This is a genomic window from Afipia sp. GW823-FHT06G09 (assembly GCF_058794875.1).
Window position 1 is genome coordinate 292,150 of the sequence record NZ_JBXAHF010000002.1, and the last position, 13,316, is coordinate 305,465.

The 13,316-nt window shown below is 59.4% G+C and carries 13 protein-coding genes; 8 read left to right on the forward strand and 5 right to left on the reverse strand.

What is annotated here, in order from left to right; translation table 11 throughout:
• Positions 1-95: 95 nt before the first annotated feature.
• The 7 genes from AC1Q67_RS09005 (at position 96) to AC1Q67_RS09035 (ending at position 6,067) form a co-directional block, all read left to right on the forward strand.
• Positions 96-422 carry an HNH endonuclease signature motif containing protein gene (locus AC1Q67_RS09005; protein ID WP_492234386.1) on the forward strand — a complete coding sequence of 109 codons (327 nt, stop codon included), beginning with the start codon at positions 96-98 and terminating at the stop codon, positions 420-422.
• The gene (locus tag AC1Q67_RS09010; RefSeq protein ID WP_492234385.1) at positions 422-994 is read left to right on the forward strand and encodes a hypothetical protein; all 573 of its coding nucleotides are present in this window, start codon (positions 422-424) and stop codon (positions 992-994) included. The genes AC1Q67_RS09005 and AC1Q67_RS09010 overlap by 1 nt, the downstream gene beginning before the upstream one ends.
• Positions 995-1,165: 171 nt before the next feature.
• Positions 1,166-1,768: a hypothetical protein gene (locus AC1Q67_RS09015; protein WP_492234384.1), complete on the forward strand. Its 603-nt coding sequence runs from the start codon at positions 1,166-1,168 to the stop codon at positions 1,766-1,768.
• A complete protein-coding gene (locus AC1Q67_RS09020; RefSeq protein ID WP_492234383.1) occupies positions 1,765-2,553 on the forward strand; it encodes a metallophosphoesterase in 789 nt (262 codons plus the stop codon). Before AC1Q67_RS09015 ends, AC1Q67_RS09020 begins: the two co-directional genes overlap by 4 nt.
• A 66-nt stretch (positions 2,554-2,619) precedes the next feature.
• Positions 2,620-3,024: a DUF6634 family protein gene (locus tag AC1Q67_RS09025; protein ID WP_235097918.1), complete on the forward strand. Its 405-nt coding sequence runs from the start codon at positions 2,620-2,622 to the stop codon at positions 3,022-3,024.
• Between the two features lie 44 nt (positions 3,025-3,068).
• Positions 3,069-4,637 (forward strand): AAA family ATPase, encoded by a 1,569-nt coding sequence (locus tag AC1Q67_RS09030; protein WP_492234382.1) that lies wholly within the window; start codon positions 3,069-3,071, stop codon positions 4,635-4,637.
• 158 nt (positions 4,638-4,795) lie between these two features.
• Entirely contained in the window at positions 4,796-6,067 is a 1,272-nt protein-coding gene (locus AC1Q67_RS09035; RefSeq protein ID WP_492234381.1) for a DUF2130 domain-containing protein, read from the forward strand.
• 365 nt (positions 6,068-6,432) lie between these two features.
• On the opposite strand, the gene AC1Q67_RS09040 is transcribed toward AC1Q67_RS09035, so the two are convergent.
• The 5 genes from AC1Q67_RS09040 to AC1Q67_RS09060 form a co-directional block, all read right to left on the reverse strand.
• Complete coding sequence (locus tag AC1Q67_RS09040) at positions 6,433-7,284, reverse strand: hypothetical protein (protein ID WP_492234380.1); 852 nt, start codon at positions 7,282-7,284, stop codon at positions 6,433-6,435.
• A 91-nt stretch (positions 7,285-7,375) separates the two neighbouring features.
• Positions 7,376-9,103 (reverse strand): UvrD-helicase domain-containing protein, encoded by a 1,728-nt coding sequence (locus AC1Q67_RS09045; RefSeq protein ID WP_492234379.1) that lies wholly within the window; start codon positions 9,101-9,103, stop codon positions 7,376-7,378.
• Positions 9,100-10,905 carry an ATP-dependent nuclease gene (locus AC1Q67_RS09050; RefSeq protein ID WP_492234378.1) on the reverse strand — a complete coding sequence of 602 codons (1,806 nt, stop codon included), beginning with the start codon at positions 10,903-10,905 and terminating at the stop codon, positions 9,100-9,102. The genes AC1Q67_RS09045 and AC1Q67_RS09050 overlap by 4 nt, the downstream gene beginning before the upstream one ends.
• A gap of 94 nt (positions 10,906-10,999) precedes the next feature.
• A complete protein-coding gene (locus AC1Q67_RS09055; protein WP_235097907.1) occupies positions 11,000-11,620 on the reverse strand; it encodes an RES family NAD+ phosphorylase in 621 nt (206 codons plus the stop codon).
• On the reverse strand, positions 11,621-12,382 hold the full coding sequence (locus AC1Q67_RS09060) for an XRE family transcriptional regulator (protein WP_492234377.1): 762 nt from the start codon (positions 12,380-12,382) through the stop codon (positions 11,621-11,623). It abuts the gene before it with no gap.
• Between the two features lie 552 nt (positions 12,383-12,934).
• On the opposite strand from AC1Q67_RS09060, the gene AC1Q67_RS09065 reads away from it, so the two are divergent.
• Positions 12,935-13,222 (forward strand): hypothetical protein, encoded by a 288-nt coding sequence (locus tag AC1Q67_RS09065; protein WP_235097903.1) that lies wholly within the window; start codon positions 12,935-12,937, stop codon positions 13,220-13,222.
• Positions 13,223-13,316 lie beyond the last annotated feature (94 nt).

A 13,316-nucleotide genomic window follows, 5' to 3' on the forward strand; every position in this document is an offset into this window, starting at 1 on the left:
AAATTGAGGAGTGTCACTCAGAGGGACTCTTCGCTTGCAATACTTCTTACGGTCCCTTAAAGGGACAGTTAGAAAACAAGCAAGGGCATACTTGAATGGACTACAGGCTTTACATCGGGAGCAACGCGTGGCGGACGAACCCCGCGCGGCTGGCTGAACTCGAGGCCGCAGGCTTTCGCTGCCGCCTGTGCAATGGCGACGGTGAAGACAGCGCGCTCGAAGTCCATCACCGGACTTACGCCAATCTCGGCAACGAGCAGCCCGGCGACCTGACCACGCTCTGCCGAAGTTGCCATCGCGTGGTGACGGATCATTTCCGGCGCCTTCGGTATGCGCCGCGCATGCCTGCGTTCGCGAATGTTCGCTCCGCACTGGACAACCCTTCCCCGCTCTTCGACCCCACGTTCAAGGAGACGTTATAATGTCTGTCGAACGCCTTCGCGTCCGCCTCAGCGGCGAGCGGCCTCTTCTGATGCACAGTTCTCGTCTCGCCGATCCGCTGGATCCGATCAAGATCGACCTCGAACGGCTGACGAAGAAGCGCGACAAAACGCTGGCAGATCATGAGCAGATCGCCAAGGTCGAATGGCACGGCGGTTTGTGGCTGTCCGACGGCAAGCCTTGCGTTCCGTCCGAGGCCATCGAGGCCGCCTTCATTGCGGCTTCGAAGACCCGCCGCAAGGGCAAGCACGCAAAGGCCGGCTTCGCCTGCCCGATCTCGCCGCTGCTGCAGTATGAGGGCCCGAATGATCTGCCCTCACTGTGGGACGACAAGGCGTTTCGTTTGCGGTTTGCCGTCAACGTCAATGATTCAAAGGTCATGCGCACGCGGCCGCGTTTCCCCGAGTGGCATGTCATCGCTGATGTCGAGTTTTTGCCGAGCCTGCTCAATCCCAACGAGGTAATCGAGATTTTCGAGATTGCGGGCTTGCGCGAAGGGCTCGGCGACTGGCGACCGAAGTTCGGCAAGTTCTCCGTGACCCAGCTTGAGTAGTTCCGGCGCGCCGTAGGCGAGGCGGGGTGTGGCCCGATGAGGCATTGCACGGCCCCGCGTGGCAAGGCGAGAGCTCCGTAACAGGGGCTGCTCCTCCCTAAACCTTCAAGTCATCCCTATCCCAAAAGGATCAGTGCGCAGGCATGCCTGCGCGAACAGGAGAGTTTTGTCATGCGTGACTCCACGATCGAGACTGTTACAGCCGCACCTGAAACTTCCGTTCCTTCCACCGCGGTACATCCCACACCGATGAACAAGCTTGCAGATTTTGACGGCGATGCATCCTCACTGTCGCCGTTTGATGTCTCACCGCTACAGTGGTGGCGCACCACGCCGGCCGACCAACTCAGTGACGCACAGCATCTGCTGTTGCGGGCGACGCTGCAGAATATCGCCACCTTTACCGGACGCCAGTGGCTTGCCTGCTTGCACGAGGATGCCGCTGCCTGCATCAGGATTGCCCTCCGCTCCCTCGGCACCCTCCCCATCACCGAGATCGCCCTGGAGGTCGATCTGGCGATGAGCTTCTTGATGGCGAGCGCGCTTGGCGGCAATGCCGGCTCCGCACTGGTCCTGTCGCATATCCTGCGCCGCGTGCCGATCGACCATCCCTTCGCCAGGAAGCTGTCGGTGTCGTGGCTTGAGCTCAACCTGCGCCGCGCTCTGGAGGCGAAGGCGACCAAAGAAGGCCAGGCACTCAAGACGCGCCACGCGCCCGCAAACCGCGACACGGACGATCATCGCGCCGCGTTCCACGCTGGAGACGTCTCATGAAAATCCAGACCTTCTCCGACCTTCATCTCGATGTCGCCCGTATCAAGCCGATTACGATTCAGGAGGGTGTCGACCTGGTCATCGTGGCCGGCGACACCTGCGAAGGCGTGCTCAAGGCATTCGAACATCTGCGCCGCATCGTGCCGATGGTGATTCCCATCGTCATGGTGATGGGCAACCACGAGTACTATCGGCGCTTTCTGCCGATTGAACTGTCGCTGGCAAGAGAGCACGCACCGTCGTTCAACATCCATCTGCTGGAGAACACCAGCATCGTCATCGGCAATGGCGCTGCAACCGACGGCATTCGCGTCGCTGGCGCAACGCTGTGGACGGACTACGCCATCTTCGGCACGGCCAATGTGGCCGGGGTGATGAACGCCTGCGCCAACGGCATGAACGATCATCGCCTGATCGGCTGGCAGAAGCAGCCATGGCTGCGGTTCCGGCCGCAGGAAGCGGCGCTGCTGCATCATCGCTCAAAAGCGTTCCTCACCGAGACGCTGGCGACGCCGTTCGACGGCCCGACTGTGGTGGTCACCCATCATGCGCCGCACTGGGATTCCGTGAATCCCCGCTTCCAGAGCGACCCCGTGACCGGGGCCTATGTCTCTGACTTCTCCACCGTCATCGAATCTTACCAGCCTGCACTCTGGGTCCACGGCCACGTCCATAACTCCAGCGACTACCGCGTTGGGCCAACCCGCGTGCTGGCCAACCCGCACGGCTATGGGTTCGAGAACTCGGAGTTCAACGGCGAACTGGTGGTGGAGGTTGGTCCATGAGGCCGCCCGTCCCGACCATTACGCCGCGTTCACCCCCATCATCTGAGTCTTCCCTTTGGTGCTTTCATGCTGACACAACAGTTCCCGTTTCTTGATCCTATCCACGCCACCCCGGACCTGACGATGCGGCTGCGCGCGCTGGCCGATGACGCCGCGCGTCTTCAGCAGGTCCGGTCGGTCTCGCCGGCGCGGCTGCGAACCGCTCCTCTTCTTAAATACTGGACACCGCTGCGCCGCCCGGAAGGCCTGCGGCTGATCGGCCAGGTTAGCGGCCATCCCCTGATCAAGGGCCCCATGATCATGACGTCGCCGCTGTGGTTCGCGGATCCCAAGGGCCGGTGGGTCAGGACTCTGTCGCGCTACTACCGGCTCGGTCCGCCCGCGAACCAAACTGAAGCCGGCCTCATGACGTCCCTGAAGATCACAATGCCTGACACCCCCGATGATGAGACCTCGGAGGACCGGGCATGAGCGCCAACACTACCGATGACGAGATCAACAATCTTGATCTGCCCGTGATCGACGGGGATGCCATCGCGACAGGGGCCGCGGCGGATTCCTCGGAGGCTGATGAGCGGTTCAGGAATCTGCCACGGCTCTTGCGCTACGCCATGCTGGTCTCAAACGCCTCCCACCATGTCGATCGGCGGCTGGCGGCGGAGATCGATCAGCTCTGCCCGAATCTCGGACTCAATGCCGGATGGCTGATCAACCGGGAGGGGGATTTCAACAGAGACCTCGGCACCGATCTTGGTCTACTGCTCGCAGCCGAGCTGGATCAGCGAGCCGTCAGCGAGGACCGCCCGGAGCTGCGGTCGCTGGCCGACAGTGTCCGGCTGCTGTCGCTGCCGGTACAGCATGATATCCGCCTGTTTTTTGGCGAACACCGTCGGGTGGCCAAGAGCCTGTTGATGACGTTTTACGGGTTCGTGCGCAACAATCACGACGGGCGTCTTTGCCGTGAACTCGAGCAGTTCTGTTTTGGCTGGGCCGCGTTGCCGTGCTGCAGCCACATGCTGGATGAAACCGGGTCAGCCGCCTATGCCGCGGGCATTCTGGGCGCCCTCATGGCTCAACGCCGTATAGCTGAAGCCGAGAGCGCGGTCTGGCGACAGATCGAGGAACGGGAAGCGAGGAACAGGGAAAAAGCCCGGCAGGACGCCGACGAAGCGAAAGACACAACGCGCACCGATGCATCCACTGCTCCGGTCCTAGCGGAGCATCATCTTGTCGTCGCCCGTCTCTCCGACGAGCAGATGAAGAACGCCAAGCTCAAGGAGATCATGCGTCCCATGACGGCGGTCATCAACACCGCCCTGCCTCTGGTGATGGCGCCGCCGCTGCATCAGGCGCGCAATGCCCTGATGTTCGAGTTCCCCTACGCCACTGAGGTGATCGACTTCGTGCTCGCCGATCTGGTCGGCCGCGCGACAGTACATTTGCGGCCACTGTTGCTCGTCGGCGATCCCGGCGGCGGCAAGTCGCGCTTCGCGCGGCGTCTCGGCGAAGTGCTGGGCCTCAATGTCTGGCGCGAGGATGCCTCCCGCGCAGACGGCGCGGTGTTCGGCGGGACCGACCAGCGCTGGTATTCGGCCGAGCCGTGCCACCCCTTTCTCGCCGTATCCCAGGGCAAGATCGCCAATCCGATGGTGCTGCTCGACGAGATCGAGAAGGCCAGTACCCGTGCCGACTATGGCCGGCTGTGGGATTGCCTGCTTGGATTTCTCGAACCGGAGACCAGCTGCCGCTACCCGGATCCCGCACTGCAGGTCACGCTCGATCTCAGCCAGGTCAGCTACGTCGCCACCGCGAACAGCCTCGAACCGCTGCCATCACCCATCCGCGACAGGTTCAGGGTCATCACCTTCCCGAAGCCGGCGGCCAGCGATCTCGATGCTCTCTTGCCGGCCGTCATCGCCGATCTCACCCGCGAGCGCGGTCTCGATAGCCGCTGGGTTACTTCGCTCGACGGCGCCGAGCGCAGTGCCGTCGCCGCTCACTGGCGTGGTGGATCGGTCCGGCGTTTGCGGCGCCTGGTTGAGGCCATCCTGCGGGAGCGCGATCTCCGCACTGCCCGAAACTAAACAAGGCGCTGATCATGAATGACAGACCGAATTCTCGTCATTTGCAGCCGATGTCGCGCCTGCCGCGGCGCCCGGCAGCAAGACCAACCGACGCCACGGCCTTAGGCCAGCCCGCGAATCCCGCTACACTCGACACCAACATTCACAGGACCCACACCGTGACCGAACCTCAGATCGTCTGCCCGAACTGCCGCACCGAAATCAAGCTGACGGAATCCCTCGCCGCACCGCTGATCGCCGAGACCCGTCGGCAGTTCGAGCAGCAGCTTACAGCCAAGGAAGCCGACTTCGGCAAGCGCGAGGCCGCGCTCAAGAAGACGCAAGATGAACTTGCGAAAGCCCGGGAGGCAATTGACGAACAGGTCGCCGCCAAATTGAAAGCCGAGCGCGCCTCCATCGTCGAGGCCGAGGCCAAGAAGGCTCGTGTGGCGCTCGCCAACGATCTCGAGCAGCGTGATAAGCAACTCGCCGAGTTGCAGCAGAACCTGACCGCCAACAATGCGAAGCTGGTCGAGGCGCAGGCCGCCCAGGCTGGGATGTTGCGCAAGGAGCGCGAACTGGAAGACGCCAAGCGGGAGCTCGAACTCACCGTCGAAAAGAAGGTGCAGGAGAACCTTGTCGCGGTTCGCGACAAGGCCAAGCTCGAAGCCGAAGACGCGCTCAAGGCCAAGGTCACCGAAAAGGAAACCCAGATCGCCGGCATGCAGCGCCAGATCGAGGATTTGCAGCGCAAGGCCAGCCAGGGTTCGCAGCAGCTACAAGGCGAAGCGCTCGAGCTTGAACTCGAATCCCTTCTGCGTGGCCGCTTCCCTCGCGACCTGATCGAGCCGGTGCCGAAGGGCGAGTTCGGCGGCGATGTCCTGCATCGCGTGCTTGGCCCCGCGGGCCAGACCTGCGGCGCCATTCTCTGGGAATCCAAGCGCACCAAGAACTGGAGCGACGGCTGGCTCGCCAAGTTGCGCGACGACCAGCGTACCGCCAAGGCTGAAATCGCACTGATCGTTTCAAGCGCCTTGCCGAAAGGCGTCGAGACCTTCGACTTTGTTGACAACGTCTGGGTGGCGGAGCCGCGCTTTGCAATCCCGCTGGCCATCGCGCTGCGGGAATCCCTGATCAATCTTGCCAGCAGCCGTCAGGCCCAGGAAGGTCAGCAGACCAAGATGGAGCTGGTCTACAAGTACCTGACCGGTCCGCAGTTCCGGCACCGCATCGATGCCATCGTCGAGAGATTTACCGACATGCGCGACGATCTAGACCGCGAGCGCAAGACCATGATGCGGATGTGGGCCAAGCGCGAGGAACAGCTCAAGGGCGTACTGGATTCCACCGCAGGCCTCTACGGCGACCTCCAGGGCATCGCCGGCCGCGCCATGCAGGAGATCGAAAGTCTGGATGTGCTGATGATCGAGGCCAAGACCATTGCGGAATAACTTCTGCGCAACCGCTCAGGACCATTGCGGCGGACCGATACTCACCACTCTTCAAGGAACGCCTCCGATGAGGACCGATCAACCTCCCTTCGCACGCACCACGACTTGGGTAAGCCCAATATCCGCAGCGAACCGTTTGGCACGGGCGACCGCGTCGTCTAGCCGCCAGTCGAATGGACCGCTACCGCCATGATCGCGGTCAGCGGAATCGTAAAAATAACCCTTCTCAAGGCTTGGCGGTCCCATACGATGAGCAATGACGACGACGTGACGCTCAGTTGGTCCAGCCGCCCCTAGCAAAGCATAAATTACGTCGACCAAATACCCCTCCCACTCCTGCACAAAGTACAATCGATATTGCCAAGTTAATTAAGCACTACGCGCGGGCCGGTTGGCCTCCAGATCCACAGGGCAATTTCCGGCTCCTTGATCGCTGCATCAAGAAATTGTAGGGGCACTGGCAAAAAGCCGTTATTCGGAGCACCTTCACGGCTACCGTTGATTGACCAGCCGGCGTACAATCCCACAGATCCATCATTTGGATTTGGATTATTCAAAAAGATCGTGGAGACGCTGTCGCCCGACTCGCGGGGAATCAAAATGATTCCATGTTTGAAGGCCGGGAATGGGCCTGACGGCAATGCGAGGCCAGTGCGCGTCACGAGATCTTTTAATTCTCTCAGTTCTGGCCGATCTGCAATTTGCGTGCGCATGGTCCGCACGCAATCCGTCAACAGCATGTAGAATGGGGTGTCACAGGGCGAATATCCGACGTAAGCTGACTTCCACTTTGCAAAGGTCTCGCCCACCTTATCGATATCGTTATCTGGTTCAGCAAGAATGCGCGGCGTCTTGCGGTCGAACGGAGCAACTCGAAGGCCTAGCCCCGCCAGCACGATCGCAGCATCGCGTCCTGTGGCCATTGCGAATGCGTCAGAGGTCGACAGCGATTGCGCTTTCAGCCGTAGAAGAGCCGTCTCAAACAGAGGATGCTGAAATGCTGCCAAACCATGCTTCAAAGCGTCCAGTTGAGCATTTGGGAAGTTCTCCGCCGCGACTCGAAGCATTACGTCCTGAAAGACTTTTCCTGCGACGCCGGGAAGCAGTTGATCCGGAGATGTGACGCCATACTGCGAGAGCGCTTCCGCAAGCAAAGGCTCAGCCTTTTGCATGGCGCGCGTCATTGCCGCGATTACGATTTCGTCAAGCTGTCCCATTGCGATCGCAGGCCCTTCCTTTTTGGTCCAATACACGTGCGATGAAGTGTCGTCTTCCGAGCCAATCTTTGACTACCTTCAAGACGGATCATCACAGTTCTATCAGAGATACGTCGCCTTTCATCGACTGCAGCAGCGTCACCAGCCGCGACGCCTGCGATCTTGGAACCGCAATCGTCAACAGGCGCTGTGCGCGCGAGGCGCCAACATAGATCTTCCGCGCTTCCTCGTTATCGGTGGTGGGGTTACTGGCGCTTAGAAAGTCAAGAATCCCCTTGGCTGTCCGCGATGACATCACCACGCACACCGCAGGAAACTCCACGCCTTTCACGCTGTGTATCGTGCGCGCGCTATGCCCGTTTGGTGGGGCGGTGGATAGCGCCTTTGGCAAATCCACATTACGGCGAAGCCGCTGATTGATCGACTGTCCACCAACCGGCAGCAAGGGAGCGAGCAAGACACGCGCGTGATCATGCCATGCATCAACAGTGGCAAAGCGTGCAGGGTCGAAGCGAAGCTCCTCAACAAGTTCGAGAACGCGAGCACGCCAGTCACCAGGCTCAAGTTCGGCGTCAGCAATATGCTGATGATAGGTCTTGTCAGCGGTATGGCCCTCAAGCTCCAGCATAATCCTGTGTACCGCCTCGAGCCCTTCTTTTCTGCCGCCCAATTCAAATGAGAAATGGTAGTCGCTAATCGCAACAGCCAATCGGTAACTGAGATCCTTGACACCGTTATCAACCGGATGGCCGAGCGCATTTGCCCCGCTTCGCCTCGTCGCCGCTAAGACCGGGCACTGGCCTGGATCGAGTTGTAGCGCTTCCGTCAGTTCTCGGAATTTGATCCCGACGCTCGCTGGCACACTGTTACCCCGATAGGACAGGACATAGACCGGCGTTGGATCATCGCGATGTTTGCCGAGAGCATGGTCGACAACGGACCGTGCATTGGGCGCCCGAAGTGCGACGATTGCCTTGGCAATGTGGCGGCTTGACCGAAAGTTTCCGGTCATCGGCAGTCGTTCATCGTCCTGAAAAGTCTGGGCAAAGACCTCGAGTTCAATCGTTACGCCACCACGAAAACCGTATATCGCCTGATGAGGATCGCAGATGACTTTCACCGGAATTTTTGCGTCCTTGAACCAGGAGATAATTCCAAGATCGAGCGGATTGCAGTCTTGAGCCTCGTCCACGACCAGTTCTCGAAATCGCGCTCCCAAGGCACGAGCAAGAACGGCAGATGAAGCTGGGTCGCGCAGCCGCGCCAGTGCGATATCGCGAGCGTCGGTGAAATCGATCTCACCTCGCTCCAGGAAACGGGTGCGGGTATTGCGGGCTGCCGTCTCGTGCGCCTTGATCTGACCCTTGAATCCGTGACGCGCGAGCAACTCCGGTATGGCGTTGCCGGTCGATCTGTCGAAGCATTCCAGCGGCAACGCCCGCGCGACAGCAAAAGGCTGGATGGACCGCTGATCTTTGTCTGGGATCAACCGAGGCCGTACCACGCAACCAGGCACACCGAAAGGCGAGATCAGGAATTGCCAGAGAAAAGCGTCAAATGTCCCGATGAAATGAGGAAAAACCGGAGTTTCAAGAAGTCCTTCATGGCGTAGCCGATCCTCAAGTTCGGAGACCGCTGCGATCGTGAACGAAAGAAACGCGACGCCGCGTCCCGCCGCTTGGTCAGCCGAGAGAAAACGCGCTCGCTCGACCAAAACACGCGTCTTGCCCGCCCCTGGACATGCGGAGATAAATGCAGAGCCATCGTGGTGAATGATCCGCGTCTGCTCATCCGTAGGTCTGAACAGCTTCGGTGTCATGCAACCAGCACATCGATCGCACGCTTGAGATATCCGGGAACAGCGAATGCTTCGCCCTTGTTGATCTCTTCAGCCAGAAGCTGGGCAAAATCACCCTTGCGCGTTGTCTCGAACAGCTTCTGAACGGCGAGCGCTTGGGCATCACCGCTTAGGGCAATCGCGGTATCCCACTTGTCGCCGGAGCGGGAATGAAGCTTGAGATAGACGTTTTTCAGAAGCGCCGCATTACCTGCTCTTACAAGTTCAGTTTCGAGCGAATAATCGTTGATGATTACCTCAAGCAATCCATCCGCGCCCAGTCGAGTGGCGATGGCATCGAGATTTCGTTTCCGCAGCACCCCAGGCGGCTCCTGCCCGACTTCCAGATCGCCGCCGTCGCCATCGGTAACTACGACAAGCCGGTCTGCAATGCGAACTTCATCAAGCGGAGTCATCAGAAGCTTCGCATAGGGTTCAAAGTCAACGCCATCGATCGGCACAAAAACCGCCGAGCGAAACAGCCGCAACTTTTCTGGATCGTCCTTTAGCACGATCTTCTTGGCAATCACGGGCAGCAACAGCGCCTCGGCAATACCCTCGACCAGGAGGATGCGCCCACCAAACAAGAAGGCTGATTTTGTCACGTCAAGGTAGCGGTCCACCTTGCGACGTTCAACGGGATCAAGTGCCAGTTCGGCCAGTGGAATGCAGCGGGTTTCCCGGCGCAGCCGGGGCTCCGACGTGAGCGTCTCCTGATCAACCACCGGGTCGTCAGCCGGCTCAGGCGGCTTCGGGAGAAATGAACGAAAGAATACCAACTTTCTGCTCTCTACCCATGCCGAGAGATTTGGAGAATGAGTCGCCACAATAATCTGCAATTCGCCGGCCGGCCCGTGATGACCGAGCTTCGGTTTACGCGATTTTTCAGCCTGCTCATCGAGAAAGCTGAGTACCGCCGCCTGAAGCTGAGGATGCAGGTGCGCCTCCGGCTCCTCCACCAAGAACAACGTCAGGTCGGCATCGTTTACTTTCTCCAGTTCGACTGCGATCGTCGCCATGTAGAGCAGATTGGCGTAGCCATGGCCGGAATACCGAAGATCCTCGGGCTCAATGCCATGGTCGGCAAGCTTGAACCGCAGATCGCGGGCAATATCGATCAGCTTCTCATCATTCGCAAAGCCCAGTGCCGCCGATTGTCGACGGACGCCGGAGGTGAGCGCGCTGAGACCAACCTCCACCGCCCCGCCAACCTTCCCGAGGATTTCCGCGTCAACACCGCGCCTCAGGGCTTTCGCCAGAACCTCGGGGTCACCGCCGTCGAGAAAATGATTCAATAGCGCATAGATTCGCGTCGGATTGCCCGACGCGAGCGCCCTTTTCGCATCACGCAGCGGTGGCAGATAGACATGCCGCACCATCTCGTGGCAACCGGCCTCCGGTGTGCCTTTCTGAAGGCCACTCCATAGCAGCGGGCGAACCGGGAAACGTCCTGTGCTCTCGTCATATCGCAGGCCGAAAACGCAGCCTGTGATGGCGTGATCCGTGGCCGCCGAGATCATGCGTCCCTGCTGTGCTGGGCTAAGCTCCTCAAAGCAACCGATGAGTTCGAACATGCGCTTCGTACTACCGAAACGAATATCGGTCGTCTCACAATACAGTTCACGTCGGCCGCCGAGCGGCGTGGTCAACAGCCGTATGGCATCGATAGCGTTGCTCTTACCGCCGTTGTTCTCGCCAACAAGGATTGTGAGATCTTTGCTCAGCGGAATTTCAGATTCCGCAAACGACCGGAAATTACTCAGCGTCAAGCTCTTAAGATACATCGCCCGCTCCGGCAAAGGCCGGCCTCCTAATTGAAAGCAGACGGCTGCTTAATTGTGCAATTGTCTACGATCGCCGATCGTGACCACATCGCCGTCATGGATCCGAATCAATAATGCTAACTTGCAGATCGTTTAATACGGTGGCCAATCCTGGCGTTCCTATAAGTGTCGTCACGCGTCCCGCCCTCAGCTTTACGATGGCATGGTCGAATACAGCGAGATTGGTGTGTCCGTTAAGCCGGGACGGGTAGACAATGCCGTCCGGCTTCTCCGGATGATCGTGGAACGCTACGGACCACTTCCGCGCGAGGCTTTGGTTGCTCGCCTTTGCCACATCGGTCGGAACGCCCATGACGACGGCCCGATCATCGCGAAGATCGACCATCTTGAGCGTCGCTGTCGTTTCGATCACCGCAAAGCGCCGAACGAATAATTCCTTCTCCTCGATCGGTAGATCACCGATGACGCCATCGCGCTGATCGCGAAGCACCGCTTCCAAAAAGCAGACCTTTAGGGTTTCACCGAGATATAGCAAACCAAAACGGTGTGCTGTAGCGCGCCGTCGAGAATCGCTGAACCGGCTTGGCGTTTTGCCAAAACCGAGAGGGTCGGGATAGCGGTCCATATAGATACGGCCGAACCGAAGTCCGGCCGCTACGCGGTGAATCTGAAGCTTTGCACGTGCAAAATCTTTCGGAGGGAGAACCTTCACCATCTAGTGGAAATCTCGGCCGACACTTTCGGCAGCCGCCAAAACCATCTTTGGCTTTCCCTGCTCTAATGCTTGTCGTCCCGTCAATCCATCGAGCTCACCGTGCGGCTGGACCAGAAAGCGATAGACCGCCCAGGCTCCGCCGAGAAGATCGTGCAAGACTGCAAGTTCAGCGAAGGGCTTCCCCTCGGTATTGAGCTGCCACGTCGGGAAACGAAACCCTCGCTTCGCCCCGTCCAGCCCTAGAATCTGACCGCTCTGCCGCTTGGTATTCACCGTCACACGCGTCGTCCCAAGCAGTTTAGCGAAGTCTTCGGCGCTCAGCATATCGTCACTACTGAGGATCTCAGCGGCTCGCAGCCGGCCGCGCTCGCGGGCGGCCGCGAGCGCAACCTGCAGGTCCGCATTCGGCGCTACAATTTCCTCGGGCAGATGTTTCGGTGCAGGCCTAACTTCCTCAACAGGGGTCATAGTCGTGGCACCCGCGGGATCCACATCGACGCGAAAGCTAACGGTGTACCCGGCGGCCCGGCTTCTTGTGACCGCGTTGCCATATTGCTGTAGCACGGCCTTCACGCGATCCGGTTTGCTCACGAGCACCTGATAGGCCTTGCGCGGGACCCGGAGCTTGAGGCCGGGGGCCCCCTTCGGCAGGCTTGTGCCTTCGGCAAGGAAAAAGGCCGTTTTCAGGGTGGATTTCGATGCGGCTCGTCCCTGCCGACCCGAACTGCTCCGCATGCCAGCCTTCGATTTTGAAGATGCCATGTCACTATCTCCTACCAGAAGGCAATATGGCAAAACTCGATAAGTTCGTCAAGTTCGTAAAGAGACCGTCTCGCCGCGGGCGAAGCTCTCACTCGCGAAGCCGCATACGAAAAGCGAGAGAACACCATATAGGAGGAACTGCCGCTACGGCTGAGAACGGTTGAGGCCGGCAGCCTGAATTGGACTTCGGGCAGCGGTCCTTACCCATGCGGTGCGCACAGACGGACAATTTCCGCTCGCGGTTCGGCTTCGCGCGGGTGATTTCTGGATCAGAAGGACTCGTTCGACCTGTCCGGTGCGACTAACCGACGGCGCACACACCAAGCGGCGATCGCAAGTCGTCACTGATATTCTGTCTACTGCATGGCCAAAACATCTTTGGATTTAGCCGCAGCGTCATGCTCAATTCGGTCGCCGGTCTTGCGGATCGCCTCTGTTGTCGCACAACGAACACCTTCATCGGCAGCGGCGGCTGCTGTAATCTCACGACAGTGAGTCGTCGGCCATATCGGCTGCGGCATCTAATGGTCGTTCCCGGGACTGGGATAAAGAATGATCACCGAGATTCCGGCTAATCAGATATGGCCGACACCGGCATTGATACGCGCCGCCCGCGGTTTGGTCGGCATCGACCAGGCGACGCTCGCGAAAAGTGCGACGGTCAGCCGCAAAGCCGTCATCACCGTGGAAAACGACAGTTCCGAGCAGATGGACTACCGGCGGGTGGCGGTGCTGAAGAAATTAGCGATAGCGCTCGAGAAAAAATTCGGAGTCGAATTCACGAAACCAGTTGCGGGACGCGGCGAGGGAGTGCGGCTTCTTAAATCAAGGGGCAAATAGGCGGCGGCTGGGTCCACAAACATGTTGCCACATCCTGCAGACAAACCGAAAAGCATGTCGGTCGGATGAAAATGAAATCTCACGACCATCTACG

Excerpts from the sequence above, each read along its gene's own strand:
- AC1Q67_RS09005 (WP_492234386.1), top strand. The coding sequence starts at position 96 with ATGGACTACAGGCTTTACATCGGGAGCAACGCGTGGCGGACGAACCCC.
- AC1Q67_RS09010 (WP_492234385.1), top strand. The coding sequence starts at position 422 with ATGTCTGTCGAACGCCTTCGCGTCCGCCTCAGCGGCGAGCGGCCTCTT.
- AC1Q67_RS09015 (WP_492234384.1), top strand. The coding sequence starts at position 1,166 with ATGCGTGACTCCACGATCGAGACTGTTACAGCCGCACCTGAAACTTCC.
- AC1Q67_RS09020 (WP_492234383.1), top strand. The coding sequence starts at position 1,765 with ATGAAAATCCAGACCTTCTCCGACCTTCATCTCGATGTCGCCCGTATC.
- AC1Q67_RS09025 (WP_235097918.1), top strand. The coding sequence starts at position 2,620 with ATGCTGACACAACAGTTCCCGTTTCTTGATCCTATCCACGCCACCCCG.
- AC1Q67_RS09040 (WP_492234380.1), bottom strand. The coding sequence starts at position 7,284 with ATGGGACAGCTTGACGAAATCGTAATCGCGGCAATGACGCGCGCCATG.
- AC1Q67_RS09045 (WP_492234379.1), bottom strand. The coding sequence starts at position 9,103 with ATGACACCGAAGCTGTTCAGACCTACGGATGAGCAGACGCGGATCATT.
- AC1Q67_RS09050 (WP_492234378.1), bottom strand. The coding sequence starts at position 10,905 with ATGTATCTTAAGAGCTTGACGCTGAGTAATTTCCGGTCGTTTGCGGAA.
- AC1Q67_RS09055 (WP_235097907.1), bottom strand. The coding sequence starts at position 11,620 with ATGGTGAAGGTTCTCCCTCCGAAAGATTTTGCACGTGCAAAGCTTCAG.
- AC1Q67_RS09060 (WP_492234377.1), bottom strand. The coding sequence starts at position 12,382 with ATGGCATCTTCAAAATCGAAGGCTGGCATGCGGAGCAGTTCGGGTCGG.
- AC1Q67_RS09065 (WP_235097903.1), top strand. The coding sequence starts at position 12,935 with ATGATCACCGAGATTCCGGCTAATCAGATATGGCCGACACCGGCATTG.